Annotated in this window: 13 protein-coding genes and 2 tRNA genes; 7 read left to right on the top strand and 8 right to left on the bottom strand. The window is 58.2% G+C overall.

Annotated elements, in window-relative coordinates; genetic code table 11:
- Positions 1-15 precede the first annotated feature (15 nt).
- The 3 genes from FTE24_RS20830 to FTE24_RS20820 form a co-directional block, all read right to left on the bottom strand.
- Complete coding sequence (locus FTE24_RS20830) at positions 16-1,926, bottom strand: beta-glucoside-specific PTS transporter subunit IIABC (protein WP_150231274.1); 1,911 nt, start codon at positions 1,924-1,926, stop codon at positions 16-18.
- A 206-nt stretch (positions 1,927-2,132) separates the two neighbouring features.
- Positions 2,133-2,969, bottom strand: a complete 837-nt coding sequence (licT, locus tag FTE24_RS20825) for a BglG family transcription antiterminator LicT (RefSeq protein ID WP_150231272.1) — start codon at positions 2,967-2,969, stop codon at positions 2,133-2,135.
- Between the two features lie 245 nt (positions 2,970-3,214).
- Positions 3,215-4,093, bottom strand: coding sequence for a helix-turn-helix transcriptional regulator (locus tag FTE24_RS20820; RefSeq protein ID WP_150231270.1), 879 nt, complete (start codon positions 4,091-4,093; stop codon positions 3,215-3,217).
- A gap of 159 nt (positions 4,094-4,252) precedes the next feature.
- On the opposite strand from FTE24_RS20820, the gene fabF reads away from it, so the two are divergent.
- The 3 genes from fabF to FTE24_RS20805 all read left to right on the top strand — a co-directional run bounded on the left by fabF (position 4,253) and on the right by FTE24_RS20805 (position 7,278).
- Entirely contained in the window at positions 4,253-5,491 is a 1,239-nt protein-coding gene (gene fabF / locus FTE24_RS20815) for a beta-ketoacyl-ACP synthase II (protein ID WP_150231268.1), read from the top strand.
- Between the two features lie 347 nt (positions 5,492-5,838).
- Positions 5,839-5,911 (top strand) — tRNA-Ala (locus FTE24_RS20810).
- 203 nt (positions 5,912-6,114) lie between these two features.
- Positions 6,115-7,278: a serine hydrolase domain-containing protein gene (locus tag FTE24_RS20805; RefSeq protein WP_150231266.1), complete on the top strand. Its 1,164-nt coding sequence runs from the start codon at positions 6,115-6,117 to the stop codon at positions 7,276-7,278.
- A gap of 836 nt (positions 7,279-8,114) precedes the next feature.
- Here FTE24_RS20805 and FTE24_RS20800 read toward each other — a convergent pair.
- Positions 8,115-9,209, bottom strand: a complete 1,095-nt coding sequence (locus FTE24_RS20800) for an AI-2E family transporter (RefSeq protein ID WP_150231264.1) — start codon at positions 9,207-9,209, stop codon at positions 8,115-8,117.
- A 180-nt stretch (positions 9,210-9,389) separates the two neighbouring features.
- Here FTE24_RS20800 and FTE24_RS20795 point away from each other — a divergent pair, with 180 nt between their 5' ends.
- Positions 9,390-9,671: a DUF6171 family protein gene (locus FTE24_RS20795; protein ID WP_337190075.1), complete on the top strand. Its 282-nt coding sequence runs from the start codon at positions 9,390-9,392 to the stop codon at positions 9,669-9,671.
- Here FTE24_RS20795 and FTE24_RS20790 read toward each other — a convergent pair.
- The 4 genes from FTE24_RS20790 to nirB form a co-directional block, all read right to left on the bottom strand.
- A complete protein-coding gene (locus FTE24_RS20790) occupies positions 9,668-10,513 on the bottom strand; it encodes a methyl-accepting chemotaxis protein (RefSeq protein WP_150231259.1) in 846 nt (281 codons plus the stop codon). The two genes, FTE24_RS20795 and FTE24_RS20790, sit on opposite strands and share 4 nt — an antisense overlap.
- Before the next feature lie 349 nt (positions 10,514-10,862).
- Complete coding sequence (locus FTE24_RS20785) at positions 10,863-11,690, bottom strand: formate/nitrite transporter family protein (RefSeq protein ID WP_150231257.1); 828 nt, start codon at positions 11,688-11,690, stop codon at positions 10,863-10,865.
- A gap of 79 nt (positions 11,691-11,769) precedes the next feature.
- The gene (gene nirD, locus FTE24_RS20780) at positions 11,770-12,129 is read right to left on the bottom strand and encodes a nitrite reductase small subunit NirD (protein WP_150231255.1); all 360 of its coding nucleotides are present in this window, start codon (positions 12,127-12,129) and stop codon (positions 11,770-11,772) included.
- 50 nt (positions 12,130-12,179) lie between these two features.
- Entirely contained in the window at positions 12,180-14,618 is a 2,439-nt protein-coding gene (nirB, locus tag FTE24_RS20775) for a nitrite reductase large subunit NirB (protein ID WP_150231252.1), read from the bottom strand.
- A gap of 383 nt (positions 14,619-15,001) precedes the next feature.
- Between nirB and FTE24_RS20770 the strand changes: the two genes are divergently transcribed.
- From FTE24_RS20770 to FTE24_RS20760, 3 genes are all read left to right on the top strand, one after another.
- The gene (locus FTE24_RS20770) at positions 15,002-15,784 is read left to right on the top strand and encodes an alpha/beta fold hydrolase (RefSeq protein ID WP_150231249.1); all 783 of its coding nucleotides are present in this window, start codon (positions 15,002-15,004) and stop codon (positions 15,782-15,784) included.
- A 183-nt stretch (positions 15,785-15,967) separates the two neighbouring features.
- Entirely contained in the window at positions 15,968-17,074 is a 1,107-nt protein-coding gene (locus FTE24_RS20765) for a GntR family transcriptional regulator (RefSeq protein ID WP_141449155.1), read from the top strand.
- 393 nt (positions 17,075-17,467) lie between these two features.
- A tRNA-Leu gene (locus FTE24_RS20760) sits at positions 17,468-17,551 on the top strand.
- Positions 17,552-17,834 lie beyond the last annotated feature (283 nt).

The raw sequence follows: 17,834 nt of genomic DNA, 5'->3' as shown, positions 1-17,834 counted from the left end.
TACAGTCGCGACAGGTCAGACGACGATCGTCAGCAGGTTGTCGGCGTAGCCGATCTGTTTCTGCTGCGTCTCGATCACGTCCAGATAGCTGCCGGTATTGGAGACGATGATCGGCGTCGTCAGCACGTAGCCGGCTTTGCGGATCTCGTCCATATCGAACTCCATAAGCAGGTCGCCTTTTTTGACGGCGTCGCCCTGCTTGATACGCGGCGTGAAATATTTGCCTTTGAGCTTGACGGTATCCTGGCCGACATGGATCAGGATCTCGACGCCGGTGTCGCTCGTGATGCCGATCGCGTGGCCGGAAGAGAAGAGGGAAGTCAGCACGCCGTCGACCGGCGAATACACTTTGCCTTCGATCGGTTCGATCGCCACGCCTTTGCCCATCGCGCCGGTCGAGAACGCTTCGTCCTTGATCGTGGACAACGCGATGACGCTGCCTTTCATCGGGCTGCCGACGGTCTCCTGCATGAGGACGGAACCGTCTTTTTTGGACGACGAGCCGTCTTCCGCGACCGGATCGTCCTTGAACGTGAACAAGGTGATGACGACGCCGAGCACGAAGCTGACGATGATGCCGATGATCGCGCCGTAGAAGCCGGCGTCCAGACCGTTCGGGCCGATATAGGACGGAATACCGAAGATGCCGAGGCCGCCGACGCGGTAGCCCTGCGTGCCCATGGCGCCGATGATGCCGCCGCCGACCGCCGCCGCGATACAGCTGACGATAAACGGTTTTTTACGCGGCAGCGTGATGCCGTAGATAGCCGGTTCGGTGACGCCGAAGATGCCGGAGATGACCGCCGGGATCGACAGCGATTTGAGCTTTTTGTTTTTCGTTTTGAGCAGGATCGCCAGTACGACGCCGGTCTGGGCGAACGAAGCGCCGAACATGCCCGCGAGCACCGGATCTTTGCCGAGCAGGGTCAGGTTGTTGAGCGCGATCGGAACGAAGCCCCAGTGCAGGCCGAAGATGACGAATACCTGCCAGAAGGCGCCCATGATGATGCCGGCTGCGATCGGGCTGAAGTTGTAGACGGCAAGCGTGCCGTTGCCGATCAGCGTGCCGGCCCACGTGGCGATCGGTCCGATCAGGATGAACGTGAGCGGAACGATGACGAGCAGCGTGCAGAACGGAACGAGGAACGTGCGGACAACGCTCGGAATCGTGTTTTTGAAAAACTTCTCGATCTTCGCGCCGACGAACGCCGCAATGATGATCGGGATGACGCTCGACGAGTAGGTCATCAGAATGACCGGAATGCCGAGGAACGTAATGTAGACGGGCGATTCGAACAGCGTTCCGCCGAATAACGTATACAGCGGCTCGGCTCCCGACGACGTAATGCCGGCGATGTTCGGGTACACGAGCGCCGCGCCGATCGCCATGCCGATAAAGTGGTTGCCGCCGAATTTTTTGGAAGCGGTGAAGCCGAGGAAGATCGGGAAGAAGAAGAACAGACAGTCGCCGATCGCGTTCAGGATCTGGTAGGTGCCGGAAGCTTCGGTCAGCCAGCCGAGCGTCAGGAACAGGGCATTGAAGCCTTTGATCATGCCGGTTGCGGCCAGCACGCCGAGCGTCGGCGCGAACACGCCGGAGATCATGTCGACGAAGCGGCTGAACAGGCTGATCTTCTCGCCGGAACCCGAATCGCCGTTATCGCCGGATTCGGCGGAGAAGCCGCCGGCGGCGTTCACTTCCGCGTACACGTCGGACACGTGATTGCCGATGACGACTTGGTACTGCCCGCCGCTTTTGACGACCGTGACGACGCCGTCCATGTTTTTGAGCACATCGGTGTTGGCTTTGCTTTCGTCTTTGAGCCTGAAGCGCAGTCTCGTGACGCAGTGTTCAAGGCTGTTGACGTTTTGTTTGCCGCCTACGTTTTGAATGATGTCCTGCGCCAATTTTTCGTATTTTCCCATAGTTCTCGCTCCTTATTCGGCAGATGGTCACCCGTGAAAAAGCTAAACGAAAAAGCATATAAAAAAGGCAAGACCGAGGAAGCGCACGCCCCGGGAGGACCTGCTTCCTGTCGGTCTCGCCTGCATTACCAGTCACGATCCGTCATTTTATGAAGTTGAAAGTTGGCTTGAGCACGCAGGTCTGATCGATATGGGGGAACGCCGCTTCAGGGCGCCGATTCCCGGGTCACGCGGTGGATATGCAGCGTCAGATACAGCTTTTCTTCGTCGGGCAGTTCAAGCTGCAAGTATTTCTCCACTTTGAGCATGCAGCCGTACGCCCGCTTGTATTTGGATTTGACCTGCTGCAGCAGAAAATCGTCTTCCAGTTCGCCGCGGCCCGAACTTCCGATCCGTTGGAAAAAAAAGCGCAGATGGGTGACGAACCGTTCGTAGCTGATCGATTGTTCGTCCGGCGACGTGCCGTACGTGTATTTGATGATGTTCAGGATGTCGCTGATCTTCCCGGCCTGGTCGGCCGCGCTTTGCGTCCGGCGGGCGGCAGGGTCGATCTGCGCGTTGATCAGGTGCATCGCCACGTTCGCCGCTTCGTCTTCCGGCAGTTTTTTGCCCAGCGACTCTTCAATGAACGTCAGCGCTTTGCGGCCGATCGCGAATTCTTTCGGATAGATGCGCCGGATTTCCCAGATGAGCGGATTGGTCGTCGTAATCCCTTCGTCCAGCAGTTTCAGCGCGTTGTTCATGTGGTCGGTAAGCGTGACGTACACGTAATCGCTCAGCGGGACGTCCAGCATGTTTTTGCCGTATTCGATAATGTCGTAGCATAAGGAGATGTATTCGGGCGGCACGTCTTCCAGCAAAAGCTTGAACTTTTCCGAAGCGTCCTGCTGTTGAAGCACGAAAATCTTCTCGACGAGGTCGCGGTCTACCGGTTCGCCGATTTTCCTCTTGAACGCGATGCCCCGTCCGACGACGACGAATTCGCTTTTGCCATTATCGCTTGCGATGATGGCGTTGTTGTTGAAAATTTTTTGGATAATCAACGGCTGCCCTCCTTATCCGGCGAAATCATCAAACGGGCAAGATAAGCGCTTACATCTGTGAAACGAAAAAAGGGACGGTTACGGCGAGAAGGCAAAACCCAGCACATGTACTTGGCGCACATGCAGCGGGTTTTGCCTTCTTCAGTAACAATCCCAAGGCCATCATAGCAAGAAGCGGAACGTTTGACAAGAGAAAAGTATGCGCTTTCTTTTGGGGTTTTTTCGAGAACGTTTTTGATCGGATATCAGGAAAAAGAAGCAGGGTCGGCGTCGCCCGGCGCGCTGCCGGGTTCGTGCATCAGACGCCGCAGCTTGGATTCGGTCGTCGTGCCGGCCGCCGGCGTGTAGATGCTCAGGCGCAGGTCTTCCTGCCCCGACATGCCGAGCGACGTCAGCTCGTAGACCATCTTGCCCGCTTTCGCATGGCGGAATTCCAGATGGACTTCGGGCGCGTAGCTGACCTGGCCGTGCTCCCACATATCGCGGAATTCCGGGTAGCCGGCCGTCATCTCGGCGAGGAACAGGTCGTACCAGCCGTCGCCGACGTGGCGGCCGTAATAGGACCGGAACAGCGACAGGAAGCCGCTGGCGAACTGTTCCCAGTTGACGGCCAGCCGGCGGAATTCCCGGCGCGCGAACAGCAGCCGGATCATGTTGCGCTCTTCGGCGGGAATCCGGTCGAAATCGAGAAACACGAACGAAGCCGCTTCGTTCCACGCCACGATATTGCACATCCGGTCGGAGACGATGACGGGGCAGTACGTCAGCTCGTCGATAATCGTGCGCAGCGCGGGCGGGATCGGCGCCGCCGCCGATTCGGACAGACGCGCGGCGGCTCCGCCGTCCGCGGCCAGCGAATATAGGTACCGGCGTTCGTCGGCGTTCAGGCGAAGCGCGGCCGCGACGCAGTCGAGCACCGACGGGGACGCCTGGATGTCCCGGCCCTGTTCGAGCCACGTGTACCAGGTCGTGCTGACGCCGGCGAGCTGCGCTACTTCTTCGCGGCGCAGACCCGGCGTCCGGCGCCGCGTGCCCGCGGGCAGGCCGGCCGATTCGGGCGAAATTTTGGCGCGCTGGCTTTTGAGAAAAGCGGACAGCGCTTGAAGACGTGCAGCGGAATGCATCGGTCATCCTCCTTCGGAATCCGGTAAACAGGCAGTTCTTATACCCGTATAAACGGTAACTTGTACTAGGATAGTTTCCGTGACAGTATAGCGGTACGGGAAGCTTCCGACAAGGGAATCTTTCGATGTTAATCAGGAACCGAGAGGGGAAAGCCGCAAATGGAAAGAGTCGTTATTACGGGTATGGGCGTCGTTACGCCGCTTGGCAGCGGAGTCGAGACCTTTTGGTCGAAGCTGATCGCCGGGCAGTCGGGGGTGCGGACGATCGAAGCATTCGACGCAAGCTTGCACAAATCGAAGATCGCCGGGGAAGTCCGGGATTTCGACGGAGCGGCGCTGCTCGGCGCCAAAGAAGCGCGCAAGCTGGACCGCTTCTGCCAATTCGCTCTGGCCGCGGCCGATGAGGCGGTGCAGCAATCGGGACTCGATCTGTCGCGCACCGACCGGGAGCGGATGGGCGTCTACGTCGGATCGGGCACCGGAGGGATCGGGACGCTGATGGAGCAGGCCGGCGTGCTGGACGCCCGCGGCCCGGGCAGGGTCAGCCCGATGCTCGTGCCGGCGATGATCGTCAACATGGCCGCGGCGCTGATCAGTATCCGCTACGGGGCGCTCGGCCCGTCGATGTCTCCGGTCACCGCGTGTTCGATCGGCAACACGGCGATCGGCGAAGCGTTTTACCACATTCAGGCGGGCCGTTCCGACGTCATGCTCGCGGGCGGCAGCGAAGCGGCAGTGACGGAGATCGCGCTGGCCAGCTTCTCGAACGCAACCGCGCTGTCGACCCGCAACGACGCTCCGCAGCAGGCGAGCCGGCCGTTCGAAGCGGGCCGCGACGGATTCGTCATGGCGGAAGGCGCCGGCATTCTGGTGCTGGAATCGCTGAGCCATGCGCAGGATCGGGGAGCCGCCATCCTGGGCGAGGTAATCGGCTACGGAGCGAGCTCGGACGCGTACCATATGGTGGCGACGCCGGAAGACGGCAACGGAGCGGCCCGCGCGATGCGGACGGCGCTGAGAGAAGCGAACGTCGTGCCCGCGGAGATCGACGTGATCAGCGCCCATGCGACGAGCACCGTGCTCGGCGACCGTTCGGAGACCGCCGCGATCAAATCGGTATTCGGCCAAGACGCGTACCGCATTCCGGTCACGGCCAACAAGTCCATGACCGGCCATATGCTCGGCGCTTCGGGCGCGGTGGAAGCGGTCGCGCTCGTCAAATCGCTGCAGACGGGCCTCGTCCCGCCGACGATCAACCTGGAACAGGCCGATCCGCTGTGCGATCTCGATTATACGGCAGGCACGGCGAGACAGGCGGAGCTTTGGATCGGCATTTCGAACTCGTTCGGGTTCGGAGGGCATAACTCGGCGATTGTGTTGAGAAAATACGAGAACTAAGAGGGCCCGAACGCTTCTCATTCCGGCGATTTCCAATAGCACTTCAGCTTGAGCAGCTCCGAAATCGGTCCGTTTCCGGCCTGCGACAAAAAGGTTGCGATCTCCGATTTGAAAGTGACTTCCGCAAAATCCACTTCAATCTCGCTGAGGTCGTAATGCCTTGCTCGTTAAGGGATTTGCCTTTTTTGTTCGTGAGCCCCGAATTTACGAGGGCATAACCGAAAGGAGTGCTGCCGCCGCGATAGGGGTACACGAGCCCAAATCATGAACCATTGGATACGGTGATTTAGGGTGTTGACTCGGCAACTCGTCTGTGATATATTATTTCTTGTGAGAAAAACTGATACGGGGCCTTAGCTCAGCTGGGAGAGCGCGTCGCTGGCAGCGACGAGGTCAGGGGTTCGAGCCCCCTAGGCTCCATAATAGCTACACAGCAAGACAAGCCGGTAAAGGGCCTTAATCCTTTATCGGCTTTTTTATTTGCCATCACGACTGGATAAACCGGTTTCGGTCTGTCAAAATAGAAAGTGCAGATAACGCTTTCAGCATTTGCGAGACAGGCGAAAGGGAGGCGGGAAGCCTGACCAACGCCTACTTTCAGTTAACGAAGGAGAGAACTTATTATGGCACAATTCGATCACTTAACGGCCCTGCTCCGCTCTTTTCCGGAGACCGGCCCTGCCGGCGGTGCCTGCATGATCGCCCAGGGCGGCGAGGTCGTATATGAACATTATTTCGGGCAGGCCAACGTGGAAAAAGGGATCGATACCGGACCGGATACGGTCTTCCGGCTCTATTCGATGACGAAGGTGATCGTCTGCGCGGCGGCCCTGATCTTGTTCGAGCGGGGCAAGTTCCTGCTGAATGAACCGCTGCACCGCTATTTGCCGGAATTCGAACACGTCCGCAAAACGGTGACGAGTCCGACCGGACAGGTCCATACCGAACCGGTGCAGAATCCGATTCTGATCCGGCACGCATTCGGCATGATGACCGGGCATCCGTACCCGTACGGCGAATCGCTGTCGGTGCGCGAGCTGACGCGGCTGCGCGGCGAACTGCGCGAGCGGACCGGCGGACGCTACACGCTGCGCGACGAGATTCGGGCGACGGCGCAGGCGCCGCTCATGTTCGAGCCGGGCACGCATTGGCTGTACGGATACGGGCATGACCTGGTCGCGGGGTTGATCGAAGTCATTTCGGGCAAAAGGATCGGACAGTTTTTGCAGGACGAGATTTTCGGGCCGCTCGGCATGACCGATACGGGCTACCGCTACCGGGACGATATCGAAGAGCGGATGGCGGTGATGTACGAACGGGCGGACGACGGCACGCTGACGCCGGCATCCGGCGAGATGGATACGCTGCATCGTCCCGACGCGACGTTGGAATTGGGCGGGCAGGGCCTGTACGCGACGACGCGCGACTATCTCAAGTTCGCAAGCATGATGGCCGCCGGAGGAACGCTGAACGGCGTGCGCATCCTCGGCCGCCATACGATCGACCTGATGCGGACCAATCATCTGGACGAGACGCAGATGCAAGACTTCGGCGGCTCGTATTCGGCCGGCTACGGCTACGGTCTCGGCGTGCGCACGCTCGTCGACCGGGCAGCGGGCGGCAGCAATAGTCCGCTTGGCGAGTTCGGCTGGACCGGCATGGCCGGCACGTGGACTTCGATCTCGCCGGAGCACAATACGGCGATCGTCTACATGCACCAGATGCTGCCGAACATGGAAGAACATTATCATCTGCGAGTGCGGGCCGCGGCTTACGGGGCGCTGTAGCGGAACGTTGCAGGGCAAGGCGGAAACGAAGCGGAGCCAACTCGAAGTCGATTCGAAGCCAAATGAAGCCGATCTCAAGCCGACGTGGGAAAAAAGCTGGCGCTCTTTTATCCAACGTTCAGCGCGATTTCAGATTGTTTTCAGGTTGGGCGATTAAGATGTAATCAATCCCCTCTACACATAGAGTTTGACCCCGGCGACGCCACGCTGCCGGGGTCCTTTTTTTGTCCGGACGCGGAGGGGGCAGACCTACTCCTGAGCAATCAGAATTCATCGTCATCGCGAATCGCCGCAAAAAGTCGCAGATTTTAAGCCAATCTTTAACTTGGCATCAGGTTGCTTTCAGCTTGAACCGTTATTCTAGGTTCAACCCCTCTTAACCAGATACAAGACACACCCGGCGGAGCCACCCCGCCGGGCCTTTTTTTGCCTGCCGCCGGCTATTCGCCGCTGACGCTCACTCGGCTTGGCTTTGCTTCCGCTAACGAATTCTAAACACGCTATTTCAGCCTTTTCGACGGTTTCGGGCAAACTAACGAATCGTCAGCACGCTATTTGAGCGTAAACGCCGCTTTTTGCCCATAAACAAGCAAATAATGCTCTGACGATTCGTTACAGCAGCAAAAAGCGCAAAAACCCGACATTAGCGATACGAGGATTCGTTAGAGTTCGCTTACCCGCTATCCCGTCACCCTATAAGCCGATCCCCGGAATAACAAGCCAATCCTCCCAAATAAGCCAAAAAACCGAACCGCGAAGCTCCGGTTCGGTCTCTTTTCCATACAAAAAGCTGTCGTGCGAAGCAGCAGCGGAGGCACTATCCCAGCGTCACTCCTTCACTGCACCGTAGGCGGCATAGCCGGCGGTTCGTTCTTTTTGGCCGGCGTGCCAGGAGGGGCTTTGGCGCCTGGTTCCAGCGGGACTTCCAGGATGTCGAGCAGGAAGATAAAGATCGGCACGCCGACAATCAGGCCCCAGGCGCCGAGGAAATGCTCGCCCAGCAGCAGGATGAGGAACGTGAAGAAGATCGGCAGATGCGTTTTGTTCGACATGAATTTCGGGTTCAGGATGTACGCTTCGAACGCGTGCAGCACGACGATCATGATCAGGATGTACAGGATCATCTTGAAGCCGCCGATGTTGAACGCGATCGCGCACAGCGGAACGAGCGAGATGATGACGCCCATGACCGGAACGAGGCCGAGCAGGAAGATCATGAGCCACAGCGCGAACAGGTTCGGGAAGCCTAGAATCCACAGGAATACGAGCGACAGCAGCGAGTTCGTCAACGAGATCATGAACTGCACTTCGAGCACTTTGCCGAACGACGACACGAATTTGCGGCCGAAGTATTCCAGCTCCGTGAAGAAGTAGGCGGCTTTGCTGTAGCGGAATTTGGACATGAGCGACGACACTTTGTCTTTTTCCAGATTGAAGAACAAACTCAGGATAAAGGCGATAAACAGGTTCAGGCTCCATTTGCCGATATCGCTCAGCGTGTGCAGAATGAAATCGAAACCGCCTTCGACGTAGCTCGCGATATCGAACTCCTTGACGGAATTCATGATGTAGCGCGTAAACGCATTGTCCGGCAGCACCAGGTTCGACAGATTGTTATAGAACGAGATGACCTGGGTGATCAGCTGCTGGATTTCGTAAATAAAGACGGGCAAATACCGGTACACCCCGAATCCAAGCGCGAAGACCAGCAGGGCATAAGTGAACAGCAGGACGATTTTGTTGTTGATCTTGATCCGGTCCGTGCCTTTTCGAATAAAACGGTGCAGACGGTTCATGAGATAGGTGAGGATAAAGGTAATCAGCAGCATGCTGAGCATGCTCCGAAGCATCAGGAGCAGCACGACGGCCAGAATGAGCGCCAGCGCCCTGCGAATGCCCGGAATGTAGAAAAAATCTCTAAGGGCCTTCATGAAATCACGGTTCTCTCCTTCGGAATCAGACTTGGCTTTGCTTCGGCAACGGATTTGCGAAACAAATCTATATCTATCAGTTTAGAGGTTGGTCGCCTGTAAATGCAAGAACGGATATAATGATCGTGGATGCCCGAATGATTCATGAATAAGCGAAGCAAGCCGGAAGGAGAAAAGCCTGTGCGCGACAATAATCGAACATGCCGAAGCTGCGGGGACGAATTTGCGGTCAACGACCGCCAGATGGAGCGTCTGCTGGCTTCGCCGGCCTTTGCGCCGGAGCTGAGAGTGCCGCAGAGCCAGTACGAAGCGCGGCTCGCCGCCTGCGAAGCATGCCCCAAATTCCAGGGAGGTACGACCTGCATGCTGTGCGGCTGCCTCGTTCCCGTAATTGCCTATTTAAAAAGCAAAAACTGCCCTTATCCCGGTCTGGACCGGTGGGCAGCCGCTGCACATGCTTAACGAACCGATTGATGGTAACGGGTCAGGCTGCCGGCTAGATCCTGCATCGATTCGCCGGTCTGCTGCAGCCGTTCGATCACGTCCGTGAACGTCGTGACGAGATCGGCCTGTTCCTGCGACGAAGCGACGATCTGCGAGATCTCGTTTTCCATAACGCGGATCGAATCCTGAACGTCTTTGAGCGCGATCTCGATATCGGCGGTCGCGCTTTTGGAATGGACGGCAAGCTTGCGCACTTCGGTAGCGACGACGCCGAAGCCGGCGCCCAGTTCGCCGACGCGCGCAGCTTCAATGGCGGCGTTGAGACCGAGCATGTTGGTCTGGTCCGAAATTTCCTTGATCAGCGTCGCGACGCTGTTGATCTTGACCGATTTTTGCACGGCAGTCTTCGTGTTGGTCAGAATCTGCTCGCTCGTCGCCTGCATCTGCTGCGCGTGGGCCGCCACATGCTGGACCATTTCGACGAGATTGTCGGCGATCGAACGGTTATCGGCGGCGATGCTTTTGAGCTTCTCCTGGTTGGTCTGGTCGTAGGTCACGGTCAGGATCGCCGCGACTTCGTCTTGTTCGAGCAGCGGGATGATAACCGCGTGGAGCGGATAACCATAGCCGAACGCTTCGGCCGGGTATTCGGCGAGAATAGGCTGCTTGCTGCCTTTCAGTACGCTGAAGTTCTCGAACCCGGGATACAGCGGGTCTCCGGTCTTCAGGCCGAGATCGAAATCGCCCGACTGCACATAATAGAGAATATGCGTATGATCGTAAATGGTGATGGCCGTATTTTCGCGCATCATTTGACTCAAATAAGGGACGACCTGGATCATGGAATCAACGATAGTCATGCTTGCGTTCACGTTCCTTTCTGTATGGGCAAAACAGCGGATAGGCGGCGTCCGGGTAACGTTATAATCGAGTGTAGGTGAATGTTCCTAAGCCCTTCGTATCAATCGAATATAGAGATAGTTGCTCGAAAATTCAATAAAAAACTTGGCAAATGTCGAAAGTTAGTGACAAAGCACTACGTTGGTTACAATTCGAAACCGTTTTTGAACACGTGTAAGCGATTTAATGAAAATTAAGGCCTACCGGCAAAAGACAAGGTTAAAAGAGAGCACCGGAACAATATGAACAAACCCTCCGCAGCCATGCGGAGGGTCAAAAACGTTACTATTCCATTCAGTTCTCTCACGTTCAGGAAGCGGAGCGCGTATCCGTCTGCGCCGAATCCTGCGCTCCCGGCTGCGCTTTTCGCACCGGGGACACGGCCCAATAGGCGCCGGCGACGAACACGGCTCCGCCGACGATGTTGCCGAGCGTGACGGGGATCATGTTGTGCAGCCAGCCGGCCAAAGTAATCGTCGCCGGGTGGCCCGGCAGCATGAGCGCCGTGCTCAGCAGCGTCATGTTGGCGACGCTGTGCTCGTAGCCGCTTGCGATGAAAGCGAACAGGCACCACCAGATCAGCATGATTTTCGCGGCTTCGTTCGTCGTCCGGCTGGCCATCCAGATTGCGAGGCAGACGAGCCAGTTGCAGAGAATGCCGCGGAAAAACAGTTCCATAACGGGCAGGCTCATTTTTTTGGCCGCGGCGGCGAAGATCAGATGCTCCGGCGCGATATTTTTGAACAGCCCGGTTCCGAGCACGAGCAGGCCGACGATGACGGCGCCCGCCAGATTGCCGAGAAATACGAGCGTCCAGTTTTTCCCGAGGTCTTTGACCGAAGTGCGACGGGCCAGCGTGGAAGCGGTGAAGAACATGTTGTTGCCGGTAAACAGCTCCGAGCCGGCGAAGATGACGAGCGTGAGGGCAATCCCGAACGAGGCGCCCATGATCAGCGACTGGAACGGCGATTGGATCGCGGCGAGCGGAGCGCCCAGCGAGAAGATCAGAATGATGCCGAGACCGACATAGGCACCGGCAAGAACGGCGCTGATCAGATAGCGGAGCGGGTGTTCATTCATGAAATCCCTTTTTTTGACTGCGGCTTCGACGAGGGAACGTACACTTTCGGTAAACATGAGATCGGCCTCCTGGCATGCGAATGGGCAAAACGGGTGAAACGGGCGAACGCAGCAGACGTTTTGTACCTTGTCGACACTAAGAGTTGAAAGGGTACTGGTTCGGGAAGAGAACGACCCGTCCGTCTGCGACCTCGACGCGGAACGTCCGGACCTGACCGGTATCGGGCTGCTGCACGAGGCCGGTCTTCAGGTCGATTTTCCAATCGTACAGCGGATCGTAAATATAGTGGCCGGAGACGATCGCTTCGGCAAGCGGCCCGCCTTTGGGATGGGGATTGCGGTTCTCGACAGCGTAGAATTCGTCGTCCGACGTGCGGAAGACGGCAAGCTCGGTGTTGTCGACGAGGAAAACGCGGCCGATGCGGCTCGGGAAACGGTCGACGGAGTCAAGAACGATCGGCGTCGTACCGGCAAAAACGTTCGATGGATAGGTCATGGTCAAGCTCCTCTCGGGATCGGTTGATCGGTTGGCCGTTACGCGGACAGTTACGCCTGCGGCAGAGCCGGCGCGGCGGTCTCGAACAATTCGCTGCGCAGTTTTTTGTCGTTGAGCACTTGTTTCCACGGATCTTCCACGAACGTCAGCGCATATTCGATATCGTCGATCAATTTGCGGCGGTTTTCGGCATCCGCAACCGTTTTGGCGTAGATGTCTTCCAGGCCGATCCGTTCGACCCATTCCGACGTCCGTTCCAGATAGTTGCCGGTCTCGCGGTAATACTGCATGACGGCGGCGACCGTATCGGTCAGTTCCTGGTCCGTTTTCACTTTGCAGAGCGAGTCGGCCAGCCGGGCCTTGATCCCGCCGTTGCCGCCGATAAACACTTCCCAGCCGCCGTCGTTGCCGACGATGCCGATGTCTTTGGTGCACGATTCGGCGCAGTTGCGGGGGCAGCCGTTAACGGCGATCTTGAATTTGGCCGGAAAATCGAGCCGTTCGAACTTGCGTTCGAGCATGGCGCCGACCGCCAGCGAATCCTGGGTGCCGAAGCGGCAGAACTGCGAACCGACGCACGTCTTGACCGTCCGCAGCGATTTGGCGTACGCATAGCCCGAAGGCATGTCCAGCTCTTCCCATACTTTCGGCAAATCTTCCTTCTGCACGCCGATCAGGTCGAGCCGCTGTCCGCCGGTCACTTTGACCGCTTTGACGTTGTATTTGACCGACACATCGGCGATTTTCTTGAGGTCTTCCGGTGTCGTCACGCCGCCGTACATTCTCGGAACGACCGTGTACGTGCCGTCTTTCTGAATGTTGGCGTTCATGCGTTCGTTGACGAAACGCGATTCTTTCTCGTCTTTGTGTTCGCCCGGGTAGATGACGCCCAGATAGTAGTTGACGGCTGGCCGGCACTTGGAGCAGCCTTCCGCGTTATGCCAGTCGAGTACATGCATGACTTCTTTGGTCGTCCGCAGCCCTTTTTCCTTGATGCCGGCCACGATCTCCTGACGGCTCAGCGGGGTGCAGCCGCAGATGCCGGTCTTGACCGTCTGCTTGAAGCCGTCGCCGAGAACGAAGCTCAGAATCTGTTCGACGACCGGCTTGCAGCCGCCGCATGAACCGGTCGCGCCGGTGCACGCTTTGATTTCGTCGACCGTCGTCAGTCCTTGTTCGGTGATCGCGTCGACGATGACTTTTTTGGTGACGCCTTTGCAGCCGCAGACGATTTCGTCATCGGCCATTTTCTCTACCGCGGCCGTTTTCGATTTGCCGCTGCCGCAGTGGCCGGTGCCCATCAGATCGCCGTAGATTTCGTCGTTCATTTCGGTGCGTTCGCGGACGTATTTTTGCAGCGAAGCGGATTCCGTCACGTCGCCGAACAGCACGGCGCCGACGATTTTGCCTTGATCGAGCAGTATTTTTTTGTAGGTGCGTTTCCATTCGTCTTTGGCCGAGATGACGGTGTGCTGCGGCGTCTCGATAAATTCGCCGGCCGAGAACACGTCCACGCCCGAAATTTTGAGCTTGGTCGACGTGATCGAACCGCCGTAGCCTGCCGTGTCGATACCGCAAATATGTTTGGCGAGGACGCTGCCCTGCTCGAACAGCGGAGCGACGAGTCCGTAGCAGACGCCGCGGTGTTCCGCGCATTCGCCGACCGAGTAGACGTCCGGCGCGGACGTGCGCATGAAGTCGTCGACGAGGATGCCGCGATTCGTGTCGATGCCGCTGACTTCGCCGATCTGCTTGTTCGGCCGGATACCGACCGCCATGACGACGAATTCGGCTTCCAGTTCTTCGCCGTCCGTGAATACGAGCTTGCGCACGCGGTGGTCGCCGGTCATCTCGGCTGTCGATTTGCCCATCGCGAACTTGATGCCCTGGCGTTCCAGCTCGGTCTTGAGCATGGCGGAAGCCTGGCTGTCGAGCTGGCGTTCCATCAGGTCGTTCATCAGATGGACGACGGTCACGTCCATGCCGAGGCCGACGAGCCCTTTGGCCGCTTCGAGCCCGAGCAGTCCGCCGCCGATGACGGCCGCTTTCTTGTACTGCTTCGCCGCGTCCAGCATCCGGTCGCAGTCGGCGATATCGCGGAAGCCGACGACGCCTTCGCGGTCGCTGCCGGGAATCGGAAGCATAAGCGAATTGGAGCCGGTCGCGATCAGCAGCTTGTCGTACGCCTGCGTCAGACCGGTATCGGTGAGCACTGTTTTGCCGACCGTATCGATCTGCGTCACCGTCGTGTTCGTATGCAGCGCGATGCCGTTCTCCTCGTACCAGCTCCAGTCGTTCAGCACGATGTCTTCGAGCTTTTTGCTGCCTTCGAGCACGTACGAGAGCATGATCCGGTTGTAGTTGGGATGCGGTTCGCTGCCGAAAACGGTAATGTCGAACCGGTCGGTCAGCTTGAGAATCTGTTCCAGCGTATTGATGCCGGCCATGCCGTTGCCGATGACGATCAGCTTTTGTTTGACGGTGTTCATGAGGAAAAGCCTCCTTGGCGTTTGAATTCGGATGAAGGGAAGATCGCGGCCCGCGTGCGTGCGTCGTATCGGCCGTCAGGCGGCGGGGCAGGGGTGCTGCGGATCGGCGATCTTTCGTTAATGTGAACTTATTCACAACGTGAGTTGCAGGAAAGGGCGGGGCCGGAATATCCGGTAAGCCGCCGCTATTTCAAATTTGATCTACCTTGCATCCTCATTATAGGAGAACGCGATTGAAGAGGTTGGTGATCGTAATCACATCAAATGTGAAATATTTCACTTGAAAAAGTCACAATTCAGTACAGGGCGATTGTGCGCGGAAAACGGTCGTGCGGAAGAAGTGTGATAAGGTTGGAATATGGGAAAAAAGAGGGGGAAACGGTATGGCGTGGACGTACACGGAATCCGGTCCGATCGACGCTCCGCTGCTGCTGCTGTTCGTGCACGGCGGCGGGGTCGGCGGTTGGATGTGGGATCGGCAGGTCGAGCATTTTCGGCATGCGCACTGCCTGGTACCGGAATGGTCGGAGCAGGACGGAACGGGGGAAGACGAACGTTTTACTATCGAAAAAAGCGCGGAAGCCTTGATCCGGCTTGCCGAACGAAAAAGCGCCGGTCGGCCGATCGTGGCCGTCGGCTTCTCGCTCGGCGCCCAGATCGTCATGCAGATGATGAGCGATCGTCCGGACCTGCTGAGCGGCGCCATGCTGGGCAGCGGTTCGATCTATCCGGCGTCGCTTGCGCGTCCGCTGGCCGGGCCGCTGATCTCGCTGTTCTACCCGCTGATGCGCAGCCGCAAATTCGCGGCGCTGCAAGCCCGAAGCTTGTACGTGCCGGGCGAACAATTCGATATGTATTATGCGCACAGTCTCGGGATCAGCCGTGCCGGGCTGATCCGAACGGTGCGGGAAAGTCTCGGCTACCGGCTGCCGGCCGGCTTTGCCTATTCGACGGCGCGCCTTCTCGTGACCGTCGGCGAAGAGGAAAGCGGCTCGATGCGCCGCTCGGCGCGGGATCTCGCACAGATGCGCGCCGGGTCGGAGCTTGTCGTGCGGCCCGGTATCGGACACGGATTTTCGCTCGCGCAGCCGGAAGCATTCAACGCACTGCTCGCGCGGTGGCTGGAGGAAGGCGGGCTGCTGCCGCGGCGCGGGAGCGGGCGCTGAACCCGGCCGGGCCGGCGGAAGTTCGGCTTGCATTTTCCCAAACCGGCACTTAAACTAAACTTGTACGTACAATTAAGCTTGAGAGCGCTATCTTAGGATCGCTTTCCGGGTGCGCCCGGCAGATGCCGGAGACTGCCGGCCCGCACCGGATACGAACGCAAATACAGACCGAGGTGAATCAGGATGAACAAACGGCTTCCCAAATACATGATCTTGAAAAACGAACTGTTAAGTTGGATCGAAAGCGGCCGATTGGTGCCCGGCGGACAAGTGCCGTCGGAGAACGAGATCGCCGAGCAGTTCTCGCTCAGCCGCCAGACGGTGCGCCAGGCGTTCTCCGAACTCGAACGCCAGGGGCTGCTGGAACGGGTGCAGGGCAAAGGCACGTTCGTGCGCAGCGCCGGCATCCGCGAAGAAGCGGCGCAGCCGCGGACGATCGGCATCGTGACGACGTACATCTCCGATTATATTTTCCCGCATATCGTGCGGGGCGCCGAAGCCGAGCTGCGCAGCCGCGGCTATCGGCTGCTGCTTGCAAGCACCGACAACGACAAGGAGAAAGAGATGGAATGCCTGCGCCTTATGCTGAGCGAACCGCTCAGCGGGCTGATCATCGAGCCGACCAAAAGCGCCGAAGGTAATCCCAACCTTCCGTTCTACCTGTCGATGCAGTCGAGAAACCTGCCGTTCCTCATGATCAACGAACGCTACCGCGAACTGGAAGTGCCGTGCCTCAAAGTGGACGACGAACTCGGCGGCTCGACCGCGGCCCGGTATTTGATCGGGCAGGGGCATACGCGGATCGCCGGCTTTTTCAAAACGGACGATCTGCAGGGCGTCAACCGGCTGCGCGGCTTCATGCACGCCCACCGCGAAGCGGGCATTCCGCTGCTGCCCGAGCATGTCGTGACGTACGCGACGGGGCAAAAAGGCGAACTGCCGCTTCGGCGCGTGCGCGAACTGCTCGCTTCGCCGAACCGGCCGACGGCGCTCGTCGCCTATAACGACGAACTGGCCGTGCCGCTCATGAATGCGGCGCGCGAGCTCGGACTGTCCGTGCCGGGCGACGTGTCGGTCGTCGGCTTCGACGATTCGGCACTCGCGCTCGCTTCCGGCGTGCCGCTGACGACGCTGACGCATCCGAAGGAAGAAATGGGCCGCGAAGCGGCCCGGCGGCTGATCGCCATGATCGAGAGCGGCGCTTCGGGTTCGGCCGTCGAATACGAAGACGTCGTCTACGCGCCGGAACTGGTCGAACGCAGTTCGGCCGCCAAGCCTCGGCGGGGGTGAGGGGGGCGGGCGGTCATGTTGACTTTTTGTGCACATTTTCCGCTCAAAAACCGTATTCCGCGCAAAATGTTGACTTGATGCATACATTTTTCGTGAAAAAGCCCGATTTCCGGCCCGACAGGCAGAAAATGTTGACCAAATGCACACATTTTCTGTTCGCGGCCCTCATTCCGCCTGAAATGTTGACTTTTGGTACACATTTGCCGGATAAGACTTCCCAAGAAGGCTGCCGGCTCCCTTTTCCAGCAAGGCGGCAGGGCAAGAAGACGGCCAAAAGATCATGCAGCATTCCCTTTGGCACGGCATGCGAACTTTCTTGCCAAAAGGCTTGCAATCCGCCTACCGGCTGTGCTATATTATTTGGGCAGGGCAAAAAGCCCAGCCAACTATTATGCGGTCGTGGCGGAATTGGCAGACGCGCACGGTTCAGGTCCGTGTGGGCTAACCCCCGTGGAGGTTCGAGTCCTCTCGACCGCATCTCGTTTCATCGAAGAACCGTCGGTTTCCTTTAGGGAAATCGGCGGTTTTTTTGCGTATTCGAACGTGATTTTTGCGTATTCGAACGTGATTTTTGCGTATTCGAACGTGGGTTTTGCATTTTCAAACGTTTTTTTTCGGCGTTCCCGATTCCGTGCTTCCGCCCGGAATCGCTCGTTTCCGACTCTTGCCCGACTCACTCTCCATAACTGCCTGCTGATTTCTTTTGCAGCGAATGAGGTAAAGATACCGAGACGACGGATCGGCTGCCGATCCCGTCCGG

Source organism: Saccharibacillus sp. WB 17 (assembly GCF_008634075.2).
In the GTDB taxonomy this organism is placed as follows: domain Bacteria; phylum Bacillota; class Bacilli; order Paenibacillales; family Paenibacillaceae; genus Saccharibacillus; species Saccharibacillus brassicae.
Note: the sequence above shows the minus strand (reverse complement) of the source record. Positions and strands in the feature narration are given on the sequence as shown.

Bases quoted from the DNA above. Each gene is read 5' to 3' on its own strand.
- FTE24_RS20790 (WP_150231259.1), bottom strand. From the start codon at position 10,513: ATGACTATCGTTGATTCCATGATCCAGGTCGTCCCTTATTTGAGTCAA.
- FTE24_RS20765 (WP_141449155.1), top strand. From the start codon at position 15,968: ATGAACAAACGGCTTCCCAAATACATGATCTTGAAAAACGAACTGTTA.
- FTE24_RS20770 (WP_150231249.1), top strand. From the start codon at position 15,002: ATGGCGTGGACGTACACGGAATCCGGTCCGATCGACGCTCCGCTGCTG.
- FTE24_RS20830 (WP_150231274.1), bottom strand. From the start codon at position 1,926: ATGGGAAAATACGAAAAATTGGCGCAGGACATCATTCAAAACGTAGGC.
- fabF (WP_150231268.1), top strand. From the start codon at position 4,253: ATGGAAAGAGTCGTTATTACGGGTATGGGCGTCGTTACGCCGCTTGGC.
- FTE24_RS20785 (WP_150231257.1), bottom strand. From the start codon at position 11,690: ATGTTTACCGAAAGTGTACGTTCCCTCGTCGAAGCCGCAGTCAAAAAA.
- FTE24_RS20805 (WP_150231266.1), top strand. From the start codon at position 6,115: ATGGCACAATTCGATCACTTAACGGCCCTGCTCCGCTCTTTTCCGGAG.
- nirD (WP_150231255.1), bottom strand. From the start codon at position 12,129: ATGACCTATCCATCGAACGTTTTTGCCGGTACGACGCCGATCGTTCTT.
- nirB (WP_150231252.1), bottom strand. From the start codon at position 14,618: ATGAACACCGTCAAACAAAAGCTGATCGTCATCGGCAACGGCATGGCC.
- FTE24_RS20800 (WP_150231264.1), bottom strand. From the start codon at position 9,209: ATGAAGGCCCTTAGAGATTTTTTCTACATTCCGGGCATTCGCAGGGCG.
- FTE24_RS20820 (WP_150231270.1), bottom strand. From the start codon at position 4,093: ATGCATTCCGCTGCACGTCTTCAAGCGCTGTCCGCTTTTCTCAAAAGC.